Origin of the sequence: Bacillus sp. EB01, from assembly GCF_000613125.1 — a bacterium.
Taxonomy (GTDB): domain Bacteria; phylum Bacillota; class Bacilli; order Bacillales; family Cytobacillaceae; genus Bacillus_D.
The window spans coordinates 4,244,105-4,269,688 of sequence record NZ_HG964497.1 but is presented as its reverse complement, the minus strand read 5'-3'; the positions used below and the strand labels follow the sequence as shown (position 1 = coordinate 4,269,688).

Here is a 25,584-nt window from a genome sequence, read left to right as displayed (position 1 = left end):
CACTCCTTCTGTTAATTTAAACTTGTATATTGCAGGAATGCAATTACAAATAGCCGGCTCCACTAGGAACCGGCTAAAACATGGTCTTTATAAATTAAGCTAAAACAGCATCTTTGCTTTCTGCTACAATAATTGCATCTACTTCAGAACCTTCGAGTGTTTCTTTTTTCAACAAAGCCTCTACCAATTGCTCATATGCTTCTGAATGTGCGCTGATAATGGACTGTGACATTTCAAGACCTCTTTGGAAGAGCTCCTGCATTTTCGTTTCTTTCTCTGCCTTAACAAAAGTTAGAGTGAAGCCATCCTGCAGCATTCCAGTTTCAACCATTTGTTCAATGATATTCTTTGCCTGCTGGACATCACCGGATACTCCGATACTGTGTTCCCCAAGATACATTCTCTCTGCAACTCCACCAGCAAGAATCATCGCAATCCGGTCAAGCAGGTCGCTGGTTGTGGATAGATGCAATTCTTTAGGGATTGGAGCGACATAACCCAATGCCTCACCTCGAGGGATTATGGTCGCCTTCCGGACTGAGCCTGGTTTTGTAACTGCGGCTACAATGGCATGGCCTGCCTCATGGATTGCAACTCTGCGCTTAGTGTCTGCATCTTGCAATTCCCTGGATGTACTGCCAAGGATTGTGCGATCAAGTGCATAATCGAGATCTTTTTTAGAAATCATATCCTTACCGTTTCTGATCGCGCGTCTGCTGGCTGTTTCAAAAAGCATGCTCAAATCTGCGCCAGAGAATCCGGATGTGCTTTCTGCGAGGTCATCAAGTGAGGATTTAACGTCGTCCGCCATCACTTTACCTTTTGTATGAATATCAATGATTTCCCTGCGGCCCTTTGTATCTGGAAGAGGAACCTGGAAGGAAAAATCAATCCTGCCCGGTCGGAGGAACGCATCATCAAGCATATCCTTCCTATTTGTAGCTGCGACAAACAGGATTCCTTCATTTGAATGTCCACCGTCAAGCTGGACAAGCAATTCTGTAAGTGTTTTTTCGGATTCTTCACCGCCAAGTGCTTTCCGCTTTCCTGCAAGTGCGTCGACTTCATCAATGAAGATGACTGCAGGTGTTTGTTTGCGGGCATTTTGGAACAAGCTTCTTACCCGTGAAGCCCCAACGCCGACGAACAATTCATTAAAGGCCGAACCGCTTGTTGAAAAGTAGGAAGCGCCAAGTTCTTTTGCCATTGCCTGTGCCAACAGTGTTTTACCTGTTCCAGGAGGTCCGTAAAGAAGAATTCCTTTTGGAGGCTTAACCCCAAGTTTGGATGATCGTTCAGGTTCCTTAATAATTGAAAGAGTCTGGAGAATTTCTTCTTTCATTTCATTTCCAAGTCCGCCGACATCTTGAAGAGTGATTTCAGGCAGTGGACGAGCTTTGGAAAGGCTATTTTTCATCGTATTTGTAACACCAAGGCCATTTCCGCTTTTCTTTTGGACTGCAAAAGCGGCAGCTGCCAGGGAAACGATAACGCCTCCCAGGATCCATTTGCCATATTTGCTATTGGAGCTATAGGAATAATCCACATTGTACTTAGAAACAAGATCGTTTGCCATCTCGCTGTTTGGAGGCACTTTAGTCACGAATTTCCCCTCGCTTGTTGTTAGTGTTAGGCTACCATTTGACTGTTCCTCTAGACTGACCTTCTTGCCATTTTCTGCAGCAATTTTACTCTCCATTGAAGAAAAGGGAATCGAAGTTGCTTTGGTTGTTGATTGTATATACCATATAAAACCCGCGGCTACTAACAAAACAGCTGTAATCAGCGGTATGAATTTATTGATTGCCTTTTTACTCATATCCACTATGCTCATCTCCTTTACTCTGTAACTCTATTATATGAAAATACCATTTGTAATAAATAGGAATTCTGAATTATCACCATTGGTAATTGCAGGAAAAATAGCTTTGGAGGAGTGAACAACTAGTGAATTATTGAATCGATTTACCTGGGTAAAACAAACAAAATCAAGCCTTTTCAGGACTTTTGACATGCTATTTTCTAAAAAAATTCCGATGTAAAAATTTATTTTTCATTCAAGGATTTGGACACATTCTAGACAAAAGTTATTTGCAGTAAGCTTTATACAGTGCAAGACAATAGGGGTAAAGGGAAAGTGAAAGAAGGACCGCTTGCGCAATTTACTTGTACGGGATATGATTAAAGTTATGGATTAACCATTTAATGTTAGAAGTGAGGAAGTAAAAAATGAGTACGAATTTTAAAGAAGAAGTCCTGTCAAGACGGACTTTTGCAATTATTTCACACCCGGATGCCGGGAAGACAACCCTTACCGAAAAACTTCTCTTATTTGGCGGAGCAATTCGGGATGCGGGAACTGTAAAAGCTAAAAAGACTGGCAAATTTGCTACGAGTGACTGGATGGAAATTGAGAAGCAGCGCGGAATCTCGGTAACCTCAAGTGTCATGCAGTTCGATTACGACGGGTTCAGGGTTAATATCCTGGATACTCCTGGACACCAGGATTTTAGTGAGGATACTTACCGAACGCTTATGGCGGTCGATAGTGCTGTTATGATAATTGATTCGGCAAAGGGAATCGAGGAACAAACCTTGAAACTTTTTAAGGTTTGCCGGATGCGCGGAATACCAATTTTCACCTTTATCAATAAATTGGACCGCCAGGGTAAATCACCGTTAGAGCTCTTGGCTGAACTTGAAGAAGTGCTCGGTATTGAATCTTATCCAATGAATTGGCCAATTGGTATGGGCAAAGAGTTTCTTGGGATTTACGACAGATACAATAACCGGATTGAGCAGTTCAGGGTTGGCGAAGAACAGCGCTTTATTCCTCTTAATGAGGAAGGCGAAATTGATGGTGATCACCAAATTAAGACAACGGGTCTTTATGATCAGACGCTCGAGGAAGTATTGCTTCTAAACGAGGCTGGAAATGAATTTTCACCCGAGCGGATTGAATCAGGTAATTTAATTCCTGTTTTCTTCGGCAGTGCCTTGACCAACTTTGGGGTTCAGACATTCCTAGAGTCTTATTTGCAGTTTGCGCCGCCTCCAGTACCACGTAACTCATCGGCGGGTGAAGTTGACCCGCTTTCTGAAAATTTTTCAGGATTTATTTTTAAAATTCAGGCTAACATGAATCCGGCACACCGTGACCGAATTGCATTTGTTCGTGTCTGCTCTGGCAAATTCGAACGAGGAATGAGTGTGAATGTCCCTCGTCTTGGCAAGCAAATTAAACTATCACAATCTACGTCATTTATGGCGGAGGAACGGAGTACGGTCGAAGAGGCTGTAAGTGGTGACATTATTGGCCTTTATGATACAGGAACTTATCAAATTGGAGACACAATTACGACTGGCAAGGATCAATTCCAGTTTGAGCGCCTGCCGCAGTTCACACCTGAATTGTTCGTCCGTGTTTCTGCAAAGAACGTGATGAAACAAAAATCCTTCTATAAAGGAATTGAACAGCTCGTTCAGGAAGGTGCGATTCAGCTCTTCAAAACCGTTGCAACTGAGGATTATCTGTTGGGTGCCGTAGGCCAGCTTCAGTTCGAGGTTTTCGAACACAGGATGAAGAACGAGTACAATTCGGATGTAATAATGGAACGCCAGGGATCAAAGGTAGCCAGGTGGGTTGAAGGAGAAACAGTCGACGAAAAACTTTCAAATTCACGCAGCTTGTTAGTGAAGGATAGGTTTGGAAAGTATGCATTTCTATTCGAGAATGAGTTTGCTCTTAGATGGTTCCAGGATAAAAATCCGGGCGTAAAGCTTTATAATCCGATGGATATGCAACAATAATGTTAATTATGTAAGCCGGTGGGAATTCCCATCGGTTTATTTTTATTTTAGGCTGTGTTAAACAGAACTGTTGATTTCCGCTCCAGGCGCTTCGCTTTCCACGGGCGGCCTGGGAGCCTCCTCGGCGCGAGCGCCTGCGGGGTCTCCCACTGACCTTTTCTCCCGTAGGAGTCTTCGCGCCTTCCGCTACAATCAACTCTGATAAAGAACAACATTATCCTTTAACACAGTCTCATTTTAAAAACTGGGTTTTGCTACTTTGGAAAGTCCTTTTATCAAGGTTGGTCTAGTTCAACAACGGCCACATAATCTTGCCATTCCAATACTCGAAGCATTATAGAGGGGGCGTGAGGAGCATAATGCCTTGTGGCTAAATCGGAGTTTCTGTTATTAAGTTATAATTTCAGAAAATTCACTCCCCTAGTTTGACACCCTTGAGAGACCTCTTTTACAGTAGAAATATAATCTATATAGGAAGCGAGATGGAATGATGGGGGAGAACTACTTATTTACAGGGTTTCCAGGATTCATTTGTAATCAGCTAATAAGAGAGATTTTACAAAAAAGGCCTGAAGCGGGTATGGTTTATGTGCTTGTACAGCCCGCAATGAAACGCAAGGCAAAGGAGGAAGTCAGCAAAATTGCACGGGATACAGTCCGAAGTAAGGAGAAATTCAGGATAATAGAAGGAGATATCACGAAACCAGGACTTGGAATCAAGCAGGGGGAGACTGAAGAACTTAAACAAACTATTACTCATGTTTTTCATCTGGCAGCCATTTATGATTTGGCTGTTCCAGAAGATATCGCCCGGAAGGTAAATGTTGAGGGGACAGCCAATGTGAATGTTTGGGTAAAAACGCTTCACAATATAAAACGATATATATATTTCAGTACGGCTTATGTGGCTGGCAGAAGAGAAGGAAAATTACTCGAAAAGGAGCTAATTCGGCCTGCTGAATTCAAAAATTTTTATGAAGAAACAAAATATGAAGCGGAAGTTCTTGTGGAAGAGTTAAAAAAAGATATCCCTACTACGATTATCCGGCCTGGTATTGTAAAAGGGCACTCAAAAACCGGAGAAACCATTAAATTTGACGGCCCCTATTTTATTATGAATTTCCTTGAGCGTCTACGTTTTCTGCCAATTATCCCTCGTCTGGGCAACAGCGATGCCATAATCAACCTTGTACCCATTGATTATATTATTTCAGCGACGGCTTACCTTTCTTTCCTTGACAAAGGTGCTGGAAAAACCTATCACCTCACTGACCCATCGCCGTATACAGTTTCGGAAATTTACGAAATGATTATGAAGCAACTTATTGATAAGACTCCAACGGGAACACTTCCACTTAGCATGGCGAGGGTTAGCCTTTCAGTTTCAGCTGTTCGGCGAATGTTGGGTGTAGAGAAAGAGGCTTTGGATTATTTCACCTGGAAGGGACGTTTTGACTGCTCGCAAGCGAGTGAAGACTTAGAAGGGTCCGGTATTTCATGTCCAGATTTCAGGGAAGGACTAGAGGCAATGGCAGGGTTTTATATGAAAAACAAAAATAATCCCGAATATCAAGTGAAAATCAACTAATGAATCCCGAGTTAACTGGCAATAAATTGGATATGCTAAAGGAGATATTAAGTGAACCTTCCAACTAGGGAGATTTTACCTTTCCCCCCACTAATGGTTAGTTTGATTTTTCTAAGGTCTTAAGCCATAAGGAAAAATCTTAGTTCACCAATTGGACCTTTACGGGCAGTTTATCCCAATCCATATTCTTCACAGCCTTTGAATCTTAAGGTAGGGTTTTTGTTCTGTCCGTTATGAATGGGGTAAACCGGATTATGCCAAAAAGCGGGTAGGTATATGAAAAAGTTAAATAAATTAGAGGCAATAGTATGGAATATAGCCCTGCCTGGTTTTAGCCAGATTCTGTCAGGAAGCCTGATTAAAGGAATACTTTTTGTCTTGCTCGAGATTATGATAAATGTTAATAGCCATTTTAATGAAGCAATTATGCATAGTTTCATGGGAGATATCCCGGCAGCATTCAATACGATCGATTACGGCTGGCTGATGTTTTATCCGTGTCTGTACATGTTTGCCTTATGGGATGCATATAGGACAGCAATGCCCGAAGATGAACAAGGGTCATTTCTGCCCTTTGTTTTTGGCGCGTATTTTGTAACAGTGGGACTGATGATTTCATCCAAGGTGACGATTGCAGGCATTACACCTGGGCCTGTTTTTACACCGATGCTCTTTTTACTGCCGGGTTTATTGCTTGGTTACGCCCTCAAACGAATCGTATTTTTCAGTCACAATTAAGACATAAAAAAATGGAACCGGACAAATTTAAAATCATTATAATAGTATGTAAACAACTGAATATGTCCTTATCAAAGGGGAGTAGCTGTTAGGGAAACCTAAAGCAAAGTCGTCATTTCGCGGTTGTTGCCGCCGGCTTTGTTGGCATACATATGTCTAGCAAGACCTTTGCCTTCAGGCAGGGGTCTTTTTGCGTCTAATTCCGTCTTCCTTGCTGCTTGGAGAAGGAAATCCAAAAGTAGGAGGAAAGGAACTGATGGATGCTTCATTGGTAATGGAGTACGGCTGGGTTTTGCTGGTGCTTATTGGGCTAGAGGGGATTTTGGCAGCAGATAATGCAGTGGTACTGGCGATAATGGTGAAACAGCTCCCTGAGAATCAGCAAAAGAAAGCATTGTTTTACGGTTTACTGGGGGCATTTATATTTAGGTTTGGTGCATTATTTATGATTTCGTTACTTTCAGACGTTTGGCAGATCCAGGCCGCTGGCGCACTTTACTTATTTTATATCTCCGCCAAACATTTGCATCAGCACCATGCCCCTAAAAAACTCGTGATCTCACCGAAACAGGGCAGCTCTTCCTTTTGGGGGACGGTCGTTAAAGTAGAGCTGGCAGACCTCGCATTTGCGATTGATTCGATTTTGGCAGCAGTTGCGCTGTCCATGACACTAACTCCATTAGGATGGTTCACTATTGGAGGCCTCGACGGTGGACAATTCCTGGTCATGCTCCTTGGCGGGATTATTGGCATTGTCATGATGAGATTTGCAGCTACGCAGTTTATTAAACTATTAAAAGAACGCCCAAGTCTCGAGACAGCGGCATTCATGATTGTCGGTTGGGTTGGAGTAAAACTTGCCGTTTTTACATTGGCACATCCTGAAGTTAGCATAATCGACGAGCACTTTCCAGAATCGATTTTATGGCAGCTCGTATTTTGGAGTGTACTGATCGCCCTTGCTGTCAGTGGCTTCTTCTTTTCAAAAAAAACCGAGCATGCACATTCATAGTGCAGGGGCGGAGCTGCGTGAAGTAGTAGGTGAATAAATTTGGTGTGTACCCATAATGTTGATTTTGTTTTAAACAAAGTTTTGGCTTTCTCCGCTCCACCACCTTTCTGGCCGCACAGCGATTTGTCCTTGAAGAATTTCAAGGACATTTTGCTTTGTTGTCCACCGAAATGTCCTTGAAGAATCATTTCTAGGATATTCCGGGTTTTCTTATTGGAAAATATTTTTGGTATTGATTATTTCTACCCTCACAACCAGATTTTTACGAGCGTAATGTTTAGTGAAAAGCGGCGCCGCAATACTTTCGCAGAGGTGACAACTATTGAAGGAAAAAGAAATGAAAAAAATTGTAAAGGTTGCTATGTCCATGGTTTTGGCTGGGACATTTGCATTTTCACCAATTCTCGCCAAGGCAAATACTGGTACTGAAAACCAAGATGAGACTCAAACTTTACCTGTTACATCAGGTGAAGATGTACAGGCATTGGACGATACTGATACGCCATCATTAATTCCTGGAGATTTCTTTTATTTTGTAAAAGTTGCCCTTGAAAAAATAAAGCTAGCGATTGCGTTCAACAATGATAAGGAAGCTGAATTGCTTGCTGCCTATGCTGCGGAACGCCTAGCTGAAGCGGAAGAGCTTTTTATTGCCGGTGAAGAAGAACGTGCAATTGAAACAATTAAAGAAGCACTCACCTATTTGGAAGAATACGAGGAACAAGCAGGCGAGGAAGCTGAACAGCCTGAATTTGAAAAACCAGAAGACGACGGCCTGGAGACAGATGAGCCTGCAGAAGGTGAACAATCACCACCTGGCGAGCAGCCTGTAGGCGAGGAACCTGCTAATGAGGTTACAGAAGGGGAAAAAGAAACAAGTGATGTTCCCCGCCAAAATATAGTCGCCTTAATGGCAGCCCTAGAAAAGGTTCAAAACCCTAAGGCGAAGGCCGCCCTTCAAAAAAATATTGATAAAACGTACGAGAAAATTGCTGAGAAGCTTGCCAAAATAGAAGAGGATTCAGCTAAAGATTCCGAACAAGCAGAGCTGGAAGAGGGGGTAACTCCGGTTAAACCCGTTATTCCTTCACAAACTTCAGAATCTGGAGATGTGGAAGACGATGTTGTAGGTGAAAAGAACCCAGTCATCACAGTTCCTGCTGATCCAGCCAAGAAAGATGCAAAACAGGCTGAAAAGGTAGAAAAGAAAAAAGCTATAAATGAAAAAAAGCAGGCTAAAGAAATAAAGAAACAAGAAAAGAAAGAAGCAAAAGCAGCTCAACAGAAAGAAAAGAAAGAAACCAAAGCAACTCAAAAGAAAGAAAAGCAAGTTCAAAAAGAAGCAAGAAAACAGGACAAAAAAGAACAAAAAGGTAAGTCAAAAGAACAGAAAAACAATGGAAAGTAGCCTTTACCATTGATTGACAAGGGAGGAGATAGCCTCGGCAAGGGCTATCTTTTCTCTAGTTGACAATAGTGAAATAAGGGTTGAACAGACCAGCAAATGACGCTGGACTGAAAAGGCATCTATACTTTTCCAAACCACTCCGCATCCCCTTATGCTATAATTGGGGACTAGAGAGGTGAGGGTTATGCTAAGCTTATTGTTCTTATCCAACAAAAAGAAAAGGACGCTTGAGGAATCTGTCCAATTAATACAGCAAGGTGATAAGAAGCTGAACAATGAATTGATTGAAGCGTATAAGCCGTTCATTGCAAAAACAGTATCAGTTGTTTGCAAACGGTATATCGTTCAATCAGACGATGAGTTTAGCATAGGTCTTATTGCGTTTAATGAAGCGATTCAAAAGTATTCGCCAGATCGTGGCAGCTCACTGTTAAGTTTTGCTGAAGTGCTAATAAAACGGAGAGTAATTGATTATATTCGAACCCAGGCGAAGCATTCCTCAGTAAGTCTTGAACTTCAAAATGATTCGGATGACTCGGAAGCACGCGGCAAAATAATAGAAAATGAAATTTCACTTGATGACTATCGAAAAAGGTCCGATGAAGAGCTAAGAAGAGAAGAGATTTTTCGCTTTCAAAGACATTTAAAAGAATATGATCTTTCCATTCAGGATCTTGTTGAGCATTCCCCAAAACATGCTGATGCCAGGAAAAATGCAATAGAAGCGGCCAGCCTGCTTGCAAGCAGGGAAGACTTGCGTGAAAGCTTATTTTCTACTAAAAGGCTGCCCATTAAACAATTGGAAGAATTGGTAGATGTGAGCCGTAAAACTCTTGAACGAAATCGCAAGTATATCATCGCAATGGCTTTAATTATGTCGGGTGATTATGTATATATGAAGGACTATATAAAAGGGGTGCTTGACTCATGAAGACAGGTATCATATTGGAAATGGATGAAACGTTTCTTACCTTGTTAACCCCTGAGGGCGAATTTTTAAAGGCACGCAAGCAAAAAAGAATATATTCAATCGGGGAAGAGATTTCTTTTAATCCCGAGCTTGTTGGCCATCCTAAAAAGAAACTTTCAATTAAATGGTTAGCATCAATGAGGCGTGGAATTACTGTTGCCGCAGCTGCAGTATTGCTACTGGCATCGGCCGTGGCTACCAATTTGGATGACAACAAGGTTTATGCTTATATGTCCATTGATGTAAAACCAAGTATAGAACTTGGGGTCAATGACAAAATGGAAGTTATTAAATTAACTGCCTACAATCGTGAGGGAAAAGAAATCACCTCAGGGCTTAAAGACTGGGAAGAGAAGGATGCAGCAAAAGTTGGGAAAGATATCCTTGCTGCAATTGATTCGGCCGGTTATTTTTCAGACTCGAATGAAGTTGTCATTTCCTCTGTAAATACAGAAGAAAAAGAAACAAAAGCCGAAAAAAAACTGAAGGCTACAATTACCGAAATTTCAAAGAAAGCCAAGCAGGATAGCCATCAAGTAAAAGTGATAAAAGCTACAGAAAAAGACTTGAAGCAAGCCTGGAAACACGGACAGACTACAGGAAAATATAAAAATAATGCCGAAAACGAAGCAGAGCCAGCATCACAAGGGAAAACTAAATTAAAGCAATCTGCCCCTGTTGTTCCTGCGGCCATCCCAGGACAGGATAAAAAAGAAACAAACCCTGGTCAGGAAAAGAAAGCAGTACTTGAAAAACTGGATGACAAAAAAGGCCTGTCTAATAACAATAATGGCAAAAAGAATCATCCAGCCAAACAAAACCCTAGAAACAGCAATAAGGATAAGGTTAAAGATAAAAATAATAAGGCTAAAAGTAAAGAGGATAAAGACAAAGGCAAAGATAATGGAAAAGATAAGGAAAAAGAAAAAGATACCTCTAAAGGTAAAAAACAGGATAATCAAAGTGGCAAAAATAAAGATAAGGAAAAAAAAGATAACAAACAGCAACAAAAGACTAAAGGTAATCAGAATAAAAACAAAAGCAAGTCCGGCGATTAGCCGGACTTTTTCCATGTATTCAATTATAGACTTTTATTCAGAACGGCCAGTCATTTGTGCCTGAGCTTGCTGAACAAGGCGTTTTGTAATTTCTCCGCCAACAGAACCGTTTGCCCTGGAAACTGTATCGGAGCCCAATTGGACACCAAATTCCTGGGCGATTTCGTATTTGACCTGATCCAGGAATTGCTCAACGCCTGGTACAAGTAATTTATTACTATTGCGTGCCATATTACCACTCCTTTTTAAAAATATCAGAGAATTTCTTTGAGAACTGTCTAGCTCCAGCGCCTAGTGTACTTCGGCCCCCTCGTTACGATAAGACAACATCATCGATTCGCTTGCGCTTATCGTGTTTCCTTTATCTCCTTGGAGGCCCTCCAGTCCATACGCCGCTGACCACTAAGGAAAGCTCCTTAGAATAATCATCGCAGGGACAGGCCGATCTTTGCCTGTCACGAAGGCGCCTGCGCTTTTCTTAGCATCAGAGACTGTCTCTCTGTATAAATAGTATCCGAAGTAAACGTTGAATTATGAATGGTAACTCTTGCTCCAGCTGGGAAGGATAATATTAGACCTTCTTCTAAATACAAAAAATAAAGGAGCCCTAAGGCTCCTCACATTATTAATTCAAAACTGTCTTATCTTTAACGGCTTCAAGCAGGAGGTCGACTATATGAACACCGCGCATTGATTGAGTCAATCCTTCACGTTCGATACCAAGCTTCATTTGAAGGAGGCAGCCGGGATTCGCTGTCACGATGGTAGCAGCCTGAGTATGCTTTGCTTTTTCCATTTTGTAATCAAGCAGCTTCATCGACATTTCGGATTCAATGATGTTATATATGCCTGCGGAACCACAGCAGCGATCTGCTTCCTGCATCTCCCGGTATTCGGTGCCTTTAATTGCCTTTAACAACGTTCTTGGAGCTGAAGCAGTTTTCATGACATTACGCAGGTGGCATGAATCCTGATAGGTAATAACCTGAAACGGAAGCTCCAGTTCAACCTGTTCATGGAATCCTACCTCAACCAATATTTGTGAAATATCCTTTAGCTTACTTGCGAAGGAATGTGCTCGGCTGGACCATTCTAGGTCATCATGGAAGAGATGCCCATAGTCAATCAGGAAGCCTCCGCATCCGCCGGCATTCGTGATAATAAAGTCTGCGCCTGCCTCCTCAAAGGCCTGGATATTTTTCTTTGCCATTTCCTTGGCATGGTCTTTTTCTCCGTAGTGGCCGTGCAGGGCACCACAGCAAGCCTGATCCTTTGGAATGACGACTTCGCATCCGGCAAGCTGAAGGAGTTTGATTGTAGCATTATTGGATTCAATAAACATGGTATCCATCAGGCAGCCGCTGAAGAACGCGACCCTTTTAGTTTTCATGCCAATTGCAGGTGCAAAGTCGGGACGATTTTTCAGCTCTTTCATTGGAGGAACATTCGGCAGGACTTTTTCCATTGTTGCCAAAGAATCTGGCAGCAGGCTCATAAATCCGATTTTCCTGGCTGCTGTCTGCAGGCCAGACCGCTGGTAAAAACCGATTAATCCGGCTACAGAACGCATTCTGTTCTGATGTGGAAAGAGCCCTTTGAACACCGCTTTTCTGGCGACCCTTACAGGCAGGGAGTACTTTTTATTTTGAGCGACAATATCGCGTGCATCCTCCAGCAATGCTCCATAATTAACTCCTGACGGACAAACTGTTTCACAAGCTCTGCAGCCTAAGCAAAGATCCAATGAACGTTCGAAATCCTCATCAGGAGGGATGATTCCGTCGACTACGGCTTTCATTAAAGCAATTCGGCCACGCGGTGAATGTGTTTCCTGGAATCCGGATTCGATATAAGTGGGGCAGCTTGGCAGACAGAAGCCGCACCTCATACAGTTCAATAATTCATCTTCATTCATTCTTTCCTTGAATTGGTCCTGGATTATTTCTTTTTCTTTAACAGTTGTCATTTTGAGACCACCACACGTTTTCTGCTTGCTTTAGCAAATATTTTTCCAGGGTTCATAATATTATTCGGATCTAGGGCAGTTTTCACTGCCTTCATTGCTGCTATACCTTCTTTTCCGAGCTTTAATTCCAAATAAGGGGCTTTTGCAACCCCAACACCGTGTTCACCTGTAATGGTGCCGCCAAGTTCAACAGCCCGTTCAAAAATTTCTTCAAAAGCTTTCTCTACCCGTTCCATCTCGTCATGGTTGCGGACATCGGTTGGGCAGGTTGGATGTAGATTTCCATCGCCGGCGTGCCCAAAGGTACAGATTTCAACTTTATATTTTTCAGCGATCTCATTAATATAGCCAACCATTTTCGCAATTTCCGAACGAGGGACAGTAGCATCCTCCAGTATAGTAGTGGGCTTTAGCCTTGCCAAGGCCGAGAGGGCAACCCTTCTTGCAGTCCGAAGCGCTTCAGCTTCCTGTTCAGTTCTAGCCACTTGCACCGAACATGCCTTTTCTTCTTTACAAATCTCGAGAATTTTGCCCATATCACGTTCAACGACTTCCGGAGGTCCGTCCTGTTCAATGAGAAGGACTGCTTTTGCGTGAGTGGGAAGTCCGATTTTTACATAATCTTCAATAACCCTTACAGTTGCCTGATCAAGGAATTCGAGTGTCGTTGGGATAATTTTATTTGCAATGATGCTTGAAACCGATCTTGCCGCATCTTCGAGATCCTCGTAAAGAGCGAGAGCGGTCTTCTTTGTCTCAGGAAGTGGAACAAGCTTTAAAATAGCTTCTGTTATGACGCCCAATGTTCCTTCAGATCCCACAAAAAGGCGTGTAAAGTCATATCCCGCTACATCCTTTGCCAATTTGCCGCCAGTACGGATAATATCGCCATTTGGGAGAACAGCTTCCAAACCGATGACATAATCGCGTGTGACTCCGTATTTTAAACCGCGCAAACCTCCTGCGTTTTCCAGGATATTGCCACCGATTGTAGAAATTTTCATCGAGCCAGGATCAGGAGGGAAGAAGAGGCCATTCGCTTCTACAAGGCTGTTAATCTGGCTCGTGATGACACCAGGCTGGACAGTAATGGTAAGATTTTGTTCATCGAATTCGAGTACCTTATTCAAATGCTTGAAAAGAAGGACAACTCCGCCTTCAACGGGGCAGGTTCCTCCACAGAGATTTGTTCCAGAGCCCCTTGGTACAACAGGAATTTTGTTTTCGTTACAGATTTTAACAATTGCTGATACTTCCTGTGTATTCCGGGGACTGATGACAGCGTCTGGCATTGATTGGAGATTAGGCATTGCGTCAAATGAATAAACAAGCCTTCCTGTCTGGCTATCGTCATAATTTGCTTCTGTCACAACCGCAATAAATCTCTTTCTCGCTTCCGCACTGATTTTACTTTTTGTATGCTGTGCCAACATTCGTTTTTCCTCCCATCTGAATAAACCGCTTTCATAAACCAATTAAGAATAGTCTTAATCTTATTATAAAAAAAGCAGGCGGTTGCCTGCTATGTGTAAATCTACAAATATTATTAATCTAAACGAGAATTATTTGTTTGTTCTTCCAAAATCAATAAAGCTAAATAAAGAGTTATCATATCATTTGTCTTTTTTAGATCGAGGCCTGTCAGGTCCTCGATTTTTTTTAGTCGGTAGTGGAGGGTGTTAATATGGATATGGAGGCTGGCTGCAGTTAGCTTCATTGAATTGTTTTGTACAAAAAGCTCTTGAATTGTCTGCAGGAGTTCTTTTTCATGGAGGAGTGAGCCGATTGCACGAGAGAGAAACTCTCTCTTTAAGGTAGGGTTAAGGGCATCCAGAAGCATTTCAAGTGTCAAATCTTCGTCAAAGATAATTGGGTTTGCGGTGCTGGCTATTTTCAATGCTCGTACGGCATGAAGGTACGCGTGCTGGATGTCTCTAGGTTTGGCTGCAGGACCTATTCCTATAAAGGCATTGCATCCTGAAACAGAGCTAATAAAATTTGCAAACTGGTGAAGTGACGAATAAATCTCACTCCGTGTTTTATGTCTGGAATGATCAAGCAGGAGGATGATGCGGTCATTTCCCCAACGGGCGGACACATCTGATGGAAAAAAATTATGCCAGCCTAAAATTGTAACCCATGCATCTCGTGGAAGGGGCTGCCCAATATTCCGCAATTCAATTATAACGGCAACTCTATCAATTGTTAGGTCAATTGAAAGAAGCCTTGCCCGGTCGGTAAAGCTTTCGCCCCAATCCTTTAATTGAATCAAATCCATAACGAATGACTCAACGGCCCGCGATTGCCATTCATACTGACTGTAAAAATAATTCTCGCTAATCAGAAGTTCAGTCATCTTTCTGACAATTTCCCCGAACGGTGTAACGGATGAGGGATCTCCTGTTATTCCGATTATACCGATAACATCTTTTTGAAAGAAAATCGGGAAATTAATACCAGCTTTTACACCTTTTAATTTCTGCTGATCGTCTTTTGTAATGATTAGTTTTTGTTTTTCTTTTGCGACAATCGATGCTCCTTCATGAAAGGAGCCGATTCTCGAGTTATCCGTGCTCGCTATTATGATTCCATCTGTATTCGCCACAATAAGATCTTCATCAATAAGTTTACTTACTTCCTTAACAATTTTTTCTGCAAGCTCTGGAAAAATCAACTTTCCACCTCCTGCTCTTTCATTAGTTGTTGCCCCGGAAAACTTCCCTGAACCGGCAACACAAAGTTATACTTCTTATTATAAAGAAGGGATTGAGGAGGTGCTATAACTATTTCCAGACTATTCATCATTAATCGTTTTCTAAAGAAGTTATAGTTCAGTCAGTTCCTTTACTTGTATCTTTATCCGGGTGCATAAAAGGCACAGCATTTGGCTTGCGTTTGCTTTCTAGTAATTCCCGGTTTTCTGGGCTATTCCAGCCGATATCATTTGTAGGATGCACCCATTCATCCCCAGCCATGATCTCCGGGTCTGTTTCTGCCGTCCAATTTTCCAGCGGTGAATTGGGAGAAGCATAATGGCTGTCCCCGATGACTACCCCATGTTTATTTTTGAATGGGGGTTTTATTTCAATACTGGTTTCTGAGAAATCAGCAGCATTGATTTGATGAGGCATTGTTCCGTCAATTTGTAGAATCCCGGTCTTTTTTTCTTCTTTCATTGTAATTCCTCCTTTCTTTTTATTGTTTAAAATCAGCAGTGATTTTATCCTGCATCCATGAAGAGCAGCCCCGAGTCTCTAATTTCTAAATAAGTTCGTGGGGAATGAATGAAAGGTGCTAAAGGGGCAAAACTAAGGCTGCTGGAGTTAAGAATAAGGAGGAGTCAGGAATGGCAAAACGGAAAGCTGAACGTAATGCAGTCGAGAAATATAGCAAGACCCCGCACAAAAACTCAATTGAATCAGATTTTTCGGCTGAATTGGCACATGAAGAAGACCCGATGAAAGGGGCCAACAGAAATTCAAAACAGGGAAGGAAAGGGCGAGGCTGATGAAAGGTTCGAGGCAGCCCAATAAGGAATTTTACGAAGAGTTTGGCATAGAGTTTGGTGATGTAAATGGGATCAAGCTTTATGAACTGTTTGCTGAACGCTGGCATAAAGAAGAAAAACAAGTGAAAAAAGAGAAGGATGAAAAGAAAAAATAAGCCGGTTTAAAACCGGCTTATGATGCGAATGAAGAAATAATAGGCCCCTTGCCAGTTGGATCATAATAGACGACGAGTACCGATTCGATTGGCCGTATTTCCCCTGTTGTTTGGAAAATTCCTATGTCAAATGGGACTTTCTCAAGCAGGGTATGCTTATAAAGCTCTTTTTCCGATAATTCCAATGCCTTAAAGGCAGGACCGGCAATCAAGGGGTTTTGCAGAAGCAATTGATACTTGCTGCCTAGCTCTTTTTTGGAATAGCGGCTGTCCCACCAAGGCTTACGCGGGCTATATTTCTGTCTGGACAAGTAATCAACCTTCATCAAACCTTCGACAATCTCAAGATTGGCTATATTTCTTTCCTTTAAAAATTCATGAAGCCTCTTAAACAAATCTTCAAGCTGATGGCCAATTCTAGCCCATCCTTTTGAATCCCAATATGCCCCAAATTCCTGAAAGAAGTCAAAAGGAGACTCAAACACATATTGAATCAAATATTCAATAGTAGCATCCATCCGATGGCTGTTCCAATATTTTTCCAATACATCTTCCACCTGTTTAATGCGGATGATATCCTCGAAAGGAAGGACATTGTTTCCGAGTATTTCATATGGAGCATGGTCCATATAAATATAATCATGTTCATTTGCCCGCAACCTAACGCCTGTACCGCGCAGCATTTTTAGAAAACCAAGTTGAAGTTCCTCCGGCCTCATTTCAAATACATCATTGAATGTCTTCCTAAATGAAAAATAATTCTCTTCAGGCAAGCCTGCGATCAAATCGAGGTGCTGGTCGATTTTGCCGCCATCTTTAACCATCGTGACGGTACGCTTTAGCTTTTCAAAATTTTGCTTTCTCATGACAAGTTCATTAGTGTAGTCATTTGTTGACTGAACGCCAATTTCAAAACGGAATAACCCTTTTGGAGCTTCCTGATTTAGAAATTCTATTACCTCGGGACGCATGATATCTGCGGTGATTTCAAATTGAAAAACAGTTCCGGGCACATGTTCATCAATAAGAAAACGGAACATTTCCATGGCGTAACTTCTGCTTATATTGAAGGTTCGGTCAACGAACTTTATGGTTTTAGCTCCATTGGCCATTAGGTAACGAATATCTTCTTTTATTTTCTCCCTGTCAAAATACCGCACACCAACTTCTATAGAAGAAAGGCAGAACTGGCAACTGAATGGACAGCCCCTGCTTGTCTCAATGTAGGTTACCCTTTTGCCAAGATATGGAGCGTCCTCAGGAAACCGATACGGGGAAGGGATTTCTTTCAAATCAAGCTTTCCTGCCTGCAGATTCAGCTTCACTTTCCCATTTTTTCGGAAAGTAAGACCTGGAACTTTACTTAGATCCGGAGAAGAACTGGAGAATTGGACAAGAAATTCCTTAAATGCGATTTCGCCTTCGCCAACAACAATATAATCTACTTCAGGATGACGCTCAAGCCATTCTACAGTATCATAAGTAACTTCTGGTCCACCAAATACGATGGCGATATCCGGATTGATTTTTTTGATCATTGATACAACTTTAATGGTTTCTTCAATATTCCAAATGTAACAGCTGAATCCAAGAACATCAGGCTTTTTTGCAATCAAGTCTGAAACGATATTCATCGCAGGATCCTTGATTGTATATTCTGCAAGCTCAACAGTAAATTCCGGTTCCGCATATGCCTTTAAGTAGCGGATGGCCAGATTTGTATGAATATATTTTGCGTTAAGTGTTGAACATATAATTTTCATGAACTTACTCCCTACATATAAGTGTTAAGTAATATTTTAGTATACAAGTTATGGGTTGTAAAAGGAAGGGGCCGAGGATGGGGGAGTAGCAGTACATAAAAAGAGGTACTTTGTCAGGATTACCCATCCAAGAATCATTAACGGATTATCCAGTACCATTCTGTCTATAGGTTACCTATCCAAGGACATTTTTGATTTCTTTATGTCATATTGTCCATGAAGACTAGGTGATTCATTTTTTCATAACATAAAAAAGATGCCCCAAAGTATATACTTCGGGACAGCCTATTTCTAATCGATTTAAGGAATCATCCAACTAAAGAAATTATGCTGCAACCATGTCATAATACCAATCAATGTGACAAGGAACAAACTATGTTTAATTGTGAAGCGGAACAAGTCGGATTCTTTTCCCGCGAGTCCAACCGCAGCGCATGCCACTGCAATGGATTGCGGGGAAATCATTTTTCCTGTTACACCGCCCGAAGAGTTTGCTGCAACTGCAAGGACTTCGCTCATGCCGATATTGTTCGCTGTGATTTTCTGCAGGTTTCCAAACAAAAGGTTTGCGCTTGTATCGGAACCCGTAATGAATACCCCGAGCCAGCCAAGGAATGGCGAGAAGAATGGGAACAGGATCGAACCTGTTTTTGCGAGCGTCATACCGAGTGTTGTACTCATTCCTGAAGCATTTGTAACGTAGGCAAATGCAACAACCGATGCGATAGTCAAAATCGGGAATTTCAATTCATTAAGCGTTTCGCCAAAGGCCTGAAAGAAGCCGCGCCAGCTGATTTTTACTATGAATTTGGAAATGATTGCTGCAATTAGAATAGCCGTTCCAGCTGCGCCAAGGATATCGAGTTTATAGAGAGCTGGAAGCTGTTTCCCGGCTAAATCAATAATATTGTTGTTCAGGAATGGAACTTCCGGATGGAACGATAAGGCTTGTCCAATTCCATTTAGTGCTTTCAGAATTACGTTTTCTCCTGCGTAAATTCCAGTCAGGGCCTGTTTGATGGTTGGAATGCCCCAAAGCGAGATAATGGCTGTCAATATAAGGAACGGTGACCAGGCTTTAAAGATTTGTCCAGGAGTATATTTCAGATCCTGACCCGCACTTGTTTTCTTAGCAGCTGAAGTTGCTGCCAGTTCCTGTTCAGCAGAGAAACGGAAAATTGTTTTAGGCTTCCAGAAACGAAGGAAAATAGCAAGAGCAAAGAGTGAAACAAGGGAAGACAGGATATCCGGAAGCTCAGGTCCAAGGAAATTGGAGGACAAGTATTGAGTTACCGCAAAGGAAATACCAGAAACAGCAATTGCTGGCAGGACTTCAATTGTACGCTTCCAGCCAGCCATGATCATAACTAGATAAAACGGAATGAACACAGACAGGAACGGCAGCTGGCGGCCGACCATTTTGGAAATTTCCATGGCAGGAATCCCAGTCGGGCCTTCTACTGCGATAATCGGAATGCCAATTGCTCCAAATGCAACAGGTGCAGTGTTGGCAATTAAGCAAAGACCTGCGGCATAGAGTGGATTAAAACCTAACCCTACTAACAGTGCCGCGGAAATGGCAACTGGTGCGCCAAACCCGGCGGCCCCTTCAAGGAAAGCCCCAAATGAGAAAGCTACCAAAAGTGCTTGCAGGCGCCTGTCCTCTGTGATTGTAAGGACAGAGCTTCTGATAATATCAAATTGGCCAGTTTTTACGGTTAGTTTGTAAAGGAAGACGGATGTAATGATAATCCATCCAATTGGCAGGATACCATAAACTGCGCCTTGTGTTGCGGACATGACGGCAAGCCCTGCCGGCATTTTATAAGCGAAGACAGCGAGAACAATGGCAATTAATAGTGTGGTTAAGCCTGCAACATGGCCTTTCATTCGTTTAATGGCCAGTGCCCAGAAGAAATAAAGAATAGGAACGATTGCTACTATTGCGGACAAAGCAAGGTTATCCCCTACCGCAGTAAAATTTTGTGTAAAACTCATTAGCGTAACCCCCCAGTTTAGCTTGGAATTTAATTGTTCTGTCCCCCCGGACATTTCCTCCTTCTCCCGATGTTTAAAACGCTTTCATAAAAAAGATTAGGTCATCTGATGACTAGACTTCTTCCCTAGCAAAAATTATATTTGTCATTCTTGTAAAAAACAATATATTTTGCATAAATTTTCTAAAAAGTAACTTTATTACTATATTGAGAGGGGAAACGGTTGTGGAAAAATTTGTTTTATCTGGAAGGCAAGGTTTTATAATCATTCAGCTAGAAACGTTGTATAATAGAAAAGCAATTGGCAGAAAGACCATTTAGGGGCTGAATTTATTGAATTACAAAAAAATAAAACCAAAAAAAATATATGAAGAAATTGCAGAGATCCTTCATGAAATGATTCGAAAAGGGGAAGTAAGGCCAGGGGAAAGACTGGATTCTGTTCAGCAATTGGCTGAAAACTTCCAGGTCGGCAGGTCTGCAGTTCGTGAGGCATTATCGGCACTTAAGGCAATGGGATTAATTGAAATGAGGCAAGGTGAAGGAACCTTTGTTAAAGAGATAACATCCAGTGACATATCTTTTCCTCTCTCAACATCCATATTGATGAATAAGAAAGATATCGAAAACTTGCTCGAGCTTAGGAAGATTCTTGAGACTGGAACTGCCTCAGCCGCAGCTTTAAAGCGAAGCCCTGATCAGCTTTTGAATATGGAGCGGGCATTGGAAGAAATGAAAAGGGCACATGGCAACGAGGAACTAGGGGAACAGGCTGATCTTCAATTTCATTTTGCTGTTGCCGAGGCTGCACAAAACCCTATGTTGCTGAACTTGATGCAGCAGGTATCAAGCCTTATGGGCGAAACAATGAAGGAGACACGGAAACTATGGTTATTTTCCAAACAAACTACGACCGAAAAACTATATGATGAACATTTGGCAATTTACAAGGCAATCGCAGCACAAAATCCAGAACTATCGCGCCTTTTAATGCTGGAGCATCTAAATAATGTGGAAGAGATCCTGACCAAATATTATTTAGCTGCGCCAATTTCAATTTAGATCTTTGAGCCTTTTTTTCAAAAAAGGCTTTTTTACAAAAATAATATGAAAACACTTTCATTATTTTGTAGCTTTATAGTAGTATTTAAATAACCTACCATTTTTTTCTTTAAGTCATCAGATGACCTGTTGACTTAAATGGTAATGAACTAGATGAGGGAGAGTAGAGAAGATGAAGGTAACCCTTTTTGCAACGTGCCTTGTTGACCTTTTCCAAAGTGATGTTGGAAAGGCGACAGTCGAGCTATTGGAACGGCTGGGATGCGAGGTTGAATTTCCTGAATCTCAGGTATGTTGTGGACAGCCAGCTTATAACAGCGGTTATGTGAAGGAATCAAAAGAAGCAATGAAACGGATGATCGATACGTTTCAGCATGCAGAAGTCGTCGTGTCTCCTTCAGGTTCTTGTGCCACAATGTTTCGTGAATATCCACACTTGTTCGCTTCGGACCAGATATATGGCCCGAAGGCAAAGGCACTAGCCGAAAAAACATTTGAGCTTACCCAATTTATCGTTGATGTGTTGAAAATTGAAGATGTAGGAGCACGGTTTGAACACAAAGTTACATATCACACATCCTGCCATATGACCAGGCTCCTCGGAGTTGTTGAAGCTCCTATGAAACTATTGAAAAATGTAAAAGGACTTGAATTTACTGAGCTTCCTGGTAAAGAGCAATGCTGTGGATTTGGCGGAACATTCGCCGTCAAGATGGCCCAGATTTCCGAACAGATGGTTGATGAAAAGGTCCAGCATGTCGAGGAAACAGGGGCGGAATACTTAATCGGCGCGGATGCTGCCTGCTTAATGAATATTGGCGGCAGAATTGACAGGCTCGGTAAACCAATAAAAATCATGCATATTGCTGAAGTGTTGAATAGCAGATAAAAACCTTTGGCTTTTGTTTCGAAACAGGATGGAGGGAGATACCAGTATGTCCATTAAAATCGGGCAGGACCAATTCAAGGAACGAGTCAGGGAAGGCATAAACGATTCTTTCATGCGAGGCGCTGTTGCTGGAGCACAGGAAAGGATGGGTACAAGAAGACGGGACGTAACGGTGGAACTAGGTGATTGGGAGGATTGGCGGAACCATGGTGAAGAAATCCGTCATCATGTTCTTGATAACCTTGACTATTATCTGGATCAGCTAAGCGAAAATGTCGCCAAGCGCGGTGGACATGTCTATTTTGCCCAAACAGCTGAAGAGGCAAGTGCCTATATCACGGAAGTTGCAAAGAAGAAGAATGCCAAAAAGGTTGTAAAAGCCAAATCAATGGTTTCAGAAGAAATTTCGATGAATCAAGCCCTTGAAGCAGCGGGCTGTGAAGTAATTGAAACTGACCTTGGGGAGTATATACTCCAGGTCGATGATCATGATCCGCCATCCCATATCGTCGTCCCGGCCCTTCACAAAAATAAGGAGCAAATAAGGGATGTTTTCGCCGAAAAGCTTGGTTATGATAAAACGTCAAAGCCTGAAGAACTGGCAGCCCACGCCCGGGAAATGCTGCGTAAGGAATACTTGGCAGCCGATATCGGCATAACAGGCTGCAATTTTGCTGTAGCGGAAACAGGTTCATTTGCGCTTGTGACAAATGAAGGTAACGCTGATCTAGTAACAGCACTGCCAAAAACACAGATTACCGTAATGGGCATGGAAAGGCTCGTACCAACATTCGAGGAAATGGAAGTTCTAGTCAGCATGCTGACCCGGAGCGCGGTTGGACAGAAGCTTACCAGCTATATTACGGTACTGACTGGGCCAAGGCAGGAACCAGAAGCTGATGGACCCGAGGAGTTCCATTTGGTTATCATCGACAATGGCAGATCGGATATTCTGGCAGGCGAGTTCCGCTCAGTTCTCCAATGCATCCGTTGTGCGGCATGTATAAATGTGTGTCCAGTATACCGGCATGTTGGCGGCCATTCCTATGGTTCAATCTACTCCGGACCTATTGGGGCAGTCCTTTCTCCACTTTTGGGAGGTTATGATGAGTATAAGGAGTTACCGTATGCTTCGACGCTTTGCGGGGCCTGTACGGACGTGTGCCCGGTTAAAATCCCATTACATCAGCTTCTCCATAAACATAGGCAAGTGATTGTTGAAAAAGAAGGCAAAGCTCCCGTTTCCGAGAAATTGCTCATGAAAGCCTTTGGCTTCGGTGCTTCATCTCCCGGGCTATATAAACTGGGTACGAAAATGGCACCTTCTGCTATGAATCCGTTCATGGCTGGCGATAAAATTACAAAAGGCCCTGGCCCGCTGAAGGCCTGGACCGATACTCGCGACTTCCCCGGACCGAATAAAGAAAGGTTCCGTGACTGGTTCAAGAACCGCGAAAAGGGAGGCAACTAAGTATGCATGGCACAATACACAATCGAAACAGATTTCTCGATAAAATAGCTTCCAGCCTTGGACGGCCAAGGAAAACAACGGGTGTGGAACGTCCCGTTTACACTTTCCAGCCACAGCATGAAATTTATAAAGGGGCATCCCAGGATGAACTCCTTCAAGTGTTAAAAACACAATGCCTAAAAATCCACACTTCTCTGCATGAGACGACCCTCGATGAACTCTCTTCCAAAGTGAGAGAAATTGTCGACGGATATGGCGGAGGCCCTGTAATTACTTGGAATGATGAACGGTATGCCAAATGGGGCTTAGGTGAGTTGCTTGAAAGTGAGTGGCCATCGGAAAATATAGAAGTTCGTCTTTGGGATCATTCAAAAGGGGATGAGAACATTCCTCTTGCTGAAAGTGCAAAAGTGGCGATAACAATAAGTGAGATTACGTTGGCTGAGTCAGGGACAGTCACTCATTTTACCAGTCCTGGAAGAGGTCGTTCAGTTTCTTTCCTTCCAGAAAATATTATTGCACTGGTTCCGAAAAGTACAATTGTGCCCCGATTTACGCAGGCGGCAGAGTGGATACGCAGTCAGCATCTTGAAGGGAAGGATGTTCCTTCCTGTATTAATTTCATCACCGGGCCGAGCAATTCGGCTGATATTGAACTCAACCTTGTCGTTGGGGTCCACGGACCGGTACGGGCTGCTTATATTGTGATTAATGATCTGTAAAATAGAAATCCCCGCCAAATCCGGCGGGGATTTTTATTGAATACGATGAGTGACAATTCACCTTTACTCAGAGCTCATAATGTCACTCAAAAGGCAGATGAATGACATTTCGCATGTCCTTAGAGGTCAAAGTGTCATTCAACTCTAACAGTCTTCCTTGTACTTTAGTTCCTTTCTTGTGTCACACGGTAGCCTCCAGATAACCTGCTGAATAGTTTTTTCGTCCGGGTGTTACTCAATTCTATTAATGGTTGTGTAAATGCTGTTATCAGCTTGCTTGAGAGGGCCAGCACAATAATAAGGGATACTCCAGCCAAAAGGACAATCCTTTCGGTTTTATCAAAATACGATATGAGCTCAGTCTCCCGCAGCAGCTTGACCAGGAAACCGTGCAAAAGGTACACGTACAGTGTGCGTTTTCCGAGAGTTGTAAAAAAGTACTGCCCTCTTGGCACAAAGGCAAAAAAGCTCATTACCATTACAAAACTCAAGATGTATATGCCAAGCCTTTTGAACATGGCCAATAAAGAGGCTGCTCCCATTGCTTCATACGGCTTTGAACCTAGCAGCCATTGATATTGCATGTCGGGATAAAAGTAAAATCCCGCAAATAATACAATGAATGCCACTAGTGCGATAATACGTTTTGGAATCGTGAATAGTGAATAGAAATGTTCTTTTTTCAAATAATATCCCGCCAAAAACAGTGGGAAGAATACAAATGTCCTGGATAAACTAAGGTAGTTTGATACCCAGTCAACATATCCAATGAGCAGTCCAGCTGTAAGTGCCAAAGGAATTGCGACTGAAGCCTTCAGTTTTGAAAAAGGAATCATCAACACGTTCCAGAAGAACATACTAACGAGAAACCAAAGCGACCAATGAGGATTAAAAGGGTCTATGACAAGCGTTTGTTTTTGGTATAGATAAAAATAATAAATAGAGTAGATTACTTGAAAGATAATGTAAGGCAAAATTAGCTTCTTGGCGATTTTCTTTATATAGCCCTTTTCGTTGAAACCTTTTGCGAAGAACCCCGACACCAGGATAAATGCGGGCATATGAAATGTGTAAATCGCTTTATATAATGCGAAAAATACTTCATTGTCTTCAATAAAGGCCCTGAGCAGATGACCGAACACAACAAGAAAAATCAAAATGAATTTTGCATTATCAAAGTAGTAGTCTCGTTTTTTCATGATGACCTCCAAATTTGAGACCCCCGGAACAATCATCTCTACTATTACCCAACTAAGATTAAAAGAAAACAGGTAAACCATTCCAAACTAGTAAAATCCTAATCTGTTATACTACAGATTTAGCGCTGTAATACAGAGGGCAACCCCTTAAAAACCTTGTTATACCAAGATTTTATTAAAATTTTTTAAGCTGTTTCAAAAATTATATGTTGTGTTTAACATTTGTCACAGCGCAATAGGCAGCTCTTGCCTAAAATGGAAGGTGGGG

At 42.2% G+C, this 25,584-nt stretch carries 23 protein-coding genes; 13 read left to right on the top strand and 10 right to left on the bottom strand.

What is annotated here, in order from left to right; all coding sequences use genetic code 11:
* Window positions 1-94: 94 nt before the first annotated feature.
* A complete protein-coding gene (locus TY16_RS19930; protein ID WP_043934861.1) occupies window positions 95-1,819 on the bottom strand; it encodes an AAA family ATPase in 1,725 nt (574 codons plus the stop codon).
* Window positions 1,820-2,229: 410 nt separating this feature from the next.
* Here TY16_RS19930 and TY16_RS19925 point away from each other — a divergent pair, with 410 nt between their 5' ends.
* From TY16_RS19925 to TY16_RS25390, 5 genes are all read left to right on the top strand, one after another.
* On the top strand, window positions 2,230-3,810 hold the full coding sequence (locus TY16_RS19925) for a peptide chain release factor 3 (RefSeq protein WP_043933543.1): 1,581 nt from the start codon (window positions 2,230-2,232) through the stop codon (window positions 3,808-3,810).
* 487 nt (window positions 3,811-4,297) lie between these two features.
* Complete coding sequence (locus tag TY16_RS19920; protein ID WP_331281065.1) at window positions 4,298-5,398, top strand: SDR family oxidoreductase; 1,101 nt, start codon at window positions 4,298-4,300, stop codon at window positions 5,396-5,398.
* A gap of 276 nt (window positions 5,399-5,674) precedes the next feature.
* Entirely contained in the window at window positions 5,675-6,136 is a 462-nt protein-coding gene (locus TY16_RS19915; protein WP_043933542.1) for a hypothetical protein, read from the top strand.
* A gap of 256 nt (window positions 6,137-6,392) precedes the next feature.
* Window positions 6,393-7,148: a TerC family protein gene (locus TY16_RS19910; protein ID WP_043934859.1), complete on the top strand. Its 756-nt coding sequence runs from the start codon at window positions 6,393-6,395 to the stop codon at window positions 7,146-7,148.
* A gap of 337 nt (window positions 7,149-7,485) precedes the next feature.
* Complete coding sequence (locus TY16_RS25390) at window positions 7,486-8,556, top strand: DUF5667 domain-containing protein (protein WP_155922287.1); 1,071 nt, start codon at window positions 7,486-7,488, stop codon at window positions 8,554-8,556.
* A 3-nt stretch (window positions 8,557-8,559) separates the two neighbouring features.
* Here the strand turns inward: TY16_RS25390 and TY16_RS27155 are convergent, their stop codons facing one another.
* Window positions 8,560-8,694, bottom strand: coding sequence for a hypothetical protein (locus TY16_RS27155; protein WP_269320313.1), 135 nt, complete (start codon window positions 8,692-8,694; stop codon window positions 8,560-8,562).
* A gap of 37 nt (window positions 8,695-8,731) precedes the next feature.
* Between TY16_RS27155 and sigI the strand changes: the two genes are divergently transcribed.
* Window positions 8,732-9,487 carry an RNA polymerase sigma factor SigI gene (gene sigI / locus TY16_RS19900; RefSeq protein WP_231505653.1) on the top strand — a complete coding sequence of 252 codons (756 nt, stop codon included), beginning with the start codon at window positions 8,732-8,734 and terminating at the stop codon, window positions 9,485-9,487.
* A gap of 20 nt (window positions 9,488-9,507) precedes the next feature.
* Window positions 9,508-10,584: an anti-sigma factor domain-containing protein gene (locus tag TY16_RS19895; RefSeq protein WP_231505716.1), complete on the top strand. Its 1,077-nt coding sequence runs from the start codon at window positions 9,508-9,510 to the stop codon at window positions 10,582-10,584.
* 33 nt (window positions 10,585-10,617) lie between these two features.
* On the opposite strand, the gene TY16_RS19890 is transcribed toward TY16_RS19895, so the two are convergent.
* The 5 genes from TY16_RS19890 to TY16_RS19870 all read right to left on the bottom strand — a co-directional run bounded on the left by TY16_RS19890 (window position 10,618) and on the right by TY16_RS19870 (window position 15,726).
* The gene (locus tag TY16_RS19890; RefSeq protein WP_043933539.1) at window positions 10,618-10,815 is read right to left on the bottom strand and encodes an alpha/beta-type small acid-soluble spore protein; all 198 of its coding nucleotides are present in this window, start codon (window positions 10,813-10,815) and stop codon (window positions 10,618-10,620) included.
* A gap of 394 nt (window positions 10,816-11,209) precedes the next feature.
* Entirely contained in the window at window positions 11,210-12,550 is a 1,341-nt protein-coding gene (locus TY16_RS19885) for a (Fe-S)-binding protein (RefSeq protein ID WP_043933538.1), read from the bottom strand.
* Window positions 12,547-13,983 (bottom strand): glycolate oxidase subunit GlcD, encoded by a 1,437-nt coding sequence (glcD, locus tag TY16_RS19880; protein ID WP_043933537.1) that lies wholly within the window; start codon window positions 13,981-13,983, stop codon window positions 12,547-12,549. The genes TY16_RS19885 and glcD overlap by 4 nt, the downstream gene beginning before the upstream one ends.
* A 113-nt stretch (window positions 13,984-14,096) precedes the next feature.
* The gene (locus TY16_RS19875) at window positions 14,097-15,224 is read right to left on the bottom strand and encodes a CdaR family transcriptional regulator (RefSeq protein ID WP_043933536.1); all 1,128 of its coding nucleotides are present in this window, start codon (window positions 15,222-15,224) and stop codon (window positions 14,097-14,099) included.
* Window positions 15,225-15,381: 157 nt separating this feature from the next.
* A complete protein-coding gene (locus tag TY16_RS19870) occupies window positions 15,382-15,726 on the bottom strand; it encodes a DUF3905 domain-containing protein (protein ID WP_043933535.1) in 345 nt (114 codons plus the stop codon).
* A gap of 170 nt (window positions 15,727-15,896) precedes the next feature.
* On the opposite strand from TY16_RS19870, the gene TY16_RS26675 reads away from it, so the two are divergent.
* The gene (locus tag TY16_RS26675; protein ID WP_197028428.1) at window positions 15,897-16,058 is read left to right on the top strand and encodes a hypothetical protein; all 162 of its coding nucleotides are present in this window, start codon (window positions 15,897-15,899) and stop codon (window positions 16,056-16,058) included.
* Window positions 16,058-16,213, top strand: coding sequence for a hypothetical protein (locus tag TY16_RS26670; RefSeq protein ID WP_197028427.1), 156 nt, complete (start codon window positions 16,058-16,060; stop codon window positions 16,211-16,213). Before TY16_RS26675 ends, TY16_RS26670 begins: the two co-directional genes overlap by 1 nt.
* Window positions 16,214-16,230: 17 nt before the next feature.
* Here the strand turns inward: TY16_RS26670 and TY16_RS19865 are convergent, their stop codons facing one another.
* Together TY16_RS19865 and TY16_RS19860 are read right to left on the bottom strand one after the other, a co-directional pair.
* The gene (locus tag TY16_RS19865; RefSeq protein WP_043933534.1) at window positions 16,231-17,976 is read right to left on the bottom strand and encodes a B12-binding domain-containing radical SAM protein; all 1,746 of its coding nucleotides are present in this window, start codon (window positions 17,974-17,976) and stop codon (window positions 16,231-16,233) included.
* A 300-nt stretch (window positions 17,977-18,276) separates the two neighbouring features.
* Window positions 18,277-19,974, bottom strand: a complete 1,698-nt coding sequence (locus TY16_RS19860; protein ID WP_043934857.1) for an L-lactate permease — start codon at window positions 19,972-19,974, stop codon at window positions 18,277-18,279.
* Between the two features lie 332 nt (window positions 19,975-20,306).
* On the opposite strand from TY16_RS19860, the gene TY16_RS19855 reads away from it, so the two are divergent.
* From TY16_RS19855 to TY16_RS19840, 4 genes are all read left to right on the top strand, one after another.
* Complete coding sequence (locus TY16_RS19855) at window positions 20,307-21,035, top strand: FadR/GntR family transcriptional regulator (protein ID WP_043933533.1); 729 nt, start codon at window positions 20,307-20,309, stop codon at window positions 21,033-21,035.
* Window positions 21,036-21,207: 172 nt separating this feature from the next.
* Window positions 21,208-21,924 (top strand): (Fe-S)-binding protein, encoded by a 717-nt coding sequence (locus TY16_RS19850; RefSeq protein WP_043933532.1) that lies wholly within the window; start codon window positions 21,208-21,210, stop codon window positions 21,922-21,924.
* Window positions 21,925-21,970: 46 nt separating this feature from the next.
* Window positions 21,971-23,395, top strand: coding sequence for a LutB/LldF family L-lactate oxidation iron-sulfur protein (locus TY16_RS19845; RefSeq protein WP_043933531.1), 1,425 nt, complete (start codon window positions 21,971-21,973; stop codon window positions 23,393-23,395).
* A 2-nt stretch (window positions 23,396-23,397) separates the two neighbouring features.
* Window positions 23,398-24,117 carry a LutC/YkgG family protein gene (locus TY16_RS19840; RefSeq protein ID WP_043933530.1) on the top strand — a complete coding sequence of 240 codons (720 nt, stop codon included), beginning with the start codon at window positions 23,398-23,400 and terminating at the stop codon, window positions 24,115-24,117.
* 164 nt (window positions 24,118-24,281) lie between these two features.
* Here the strand turns inward: TY16_RS19840 and TY16_RS19835 are convergent, their stop codons facing one another.
* Window positions 24,282-25,316, bottom strand: coding sequence for an acyltransferase family protein (locus TY16_RS19835; RefSeq protein WP_043933529.1), 1,035 nt, complete (start codon window positions 25,314-25,316; stop codon window positions 24,282-24,284).
* Window positions 25,317-25,584: the final 268 nt, after the last annotated feature.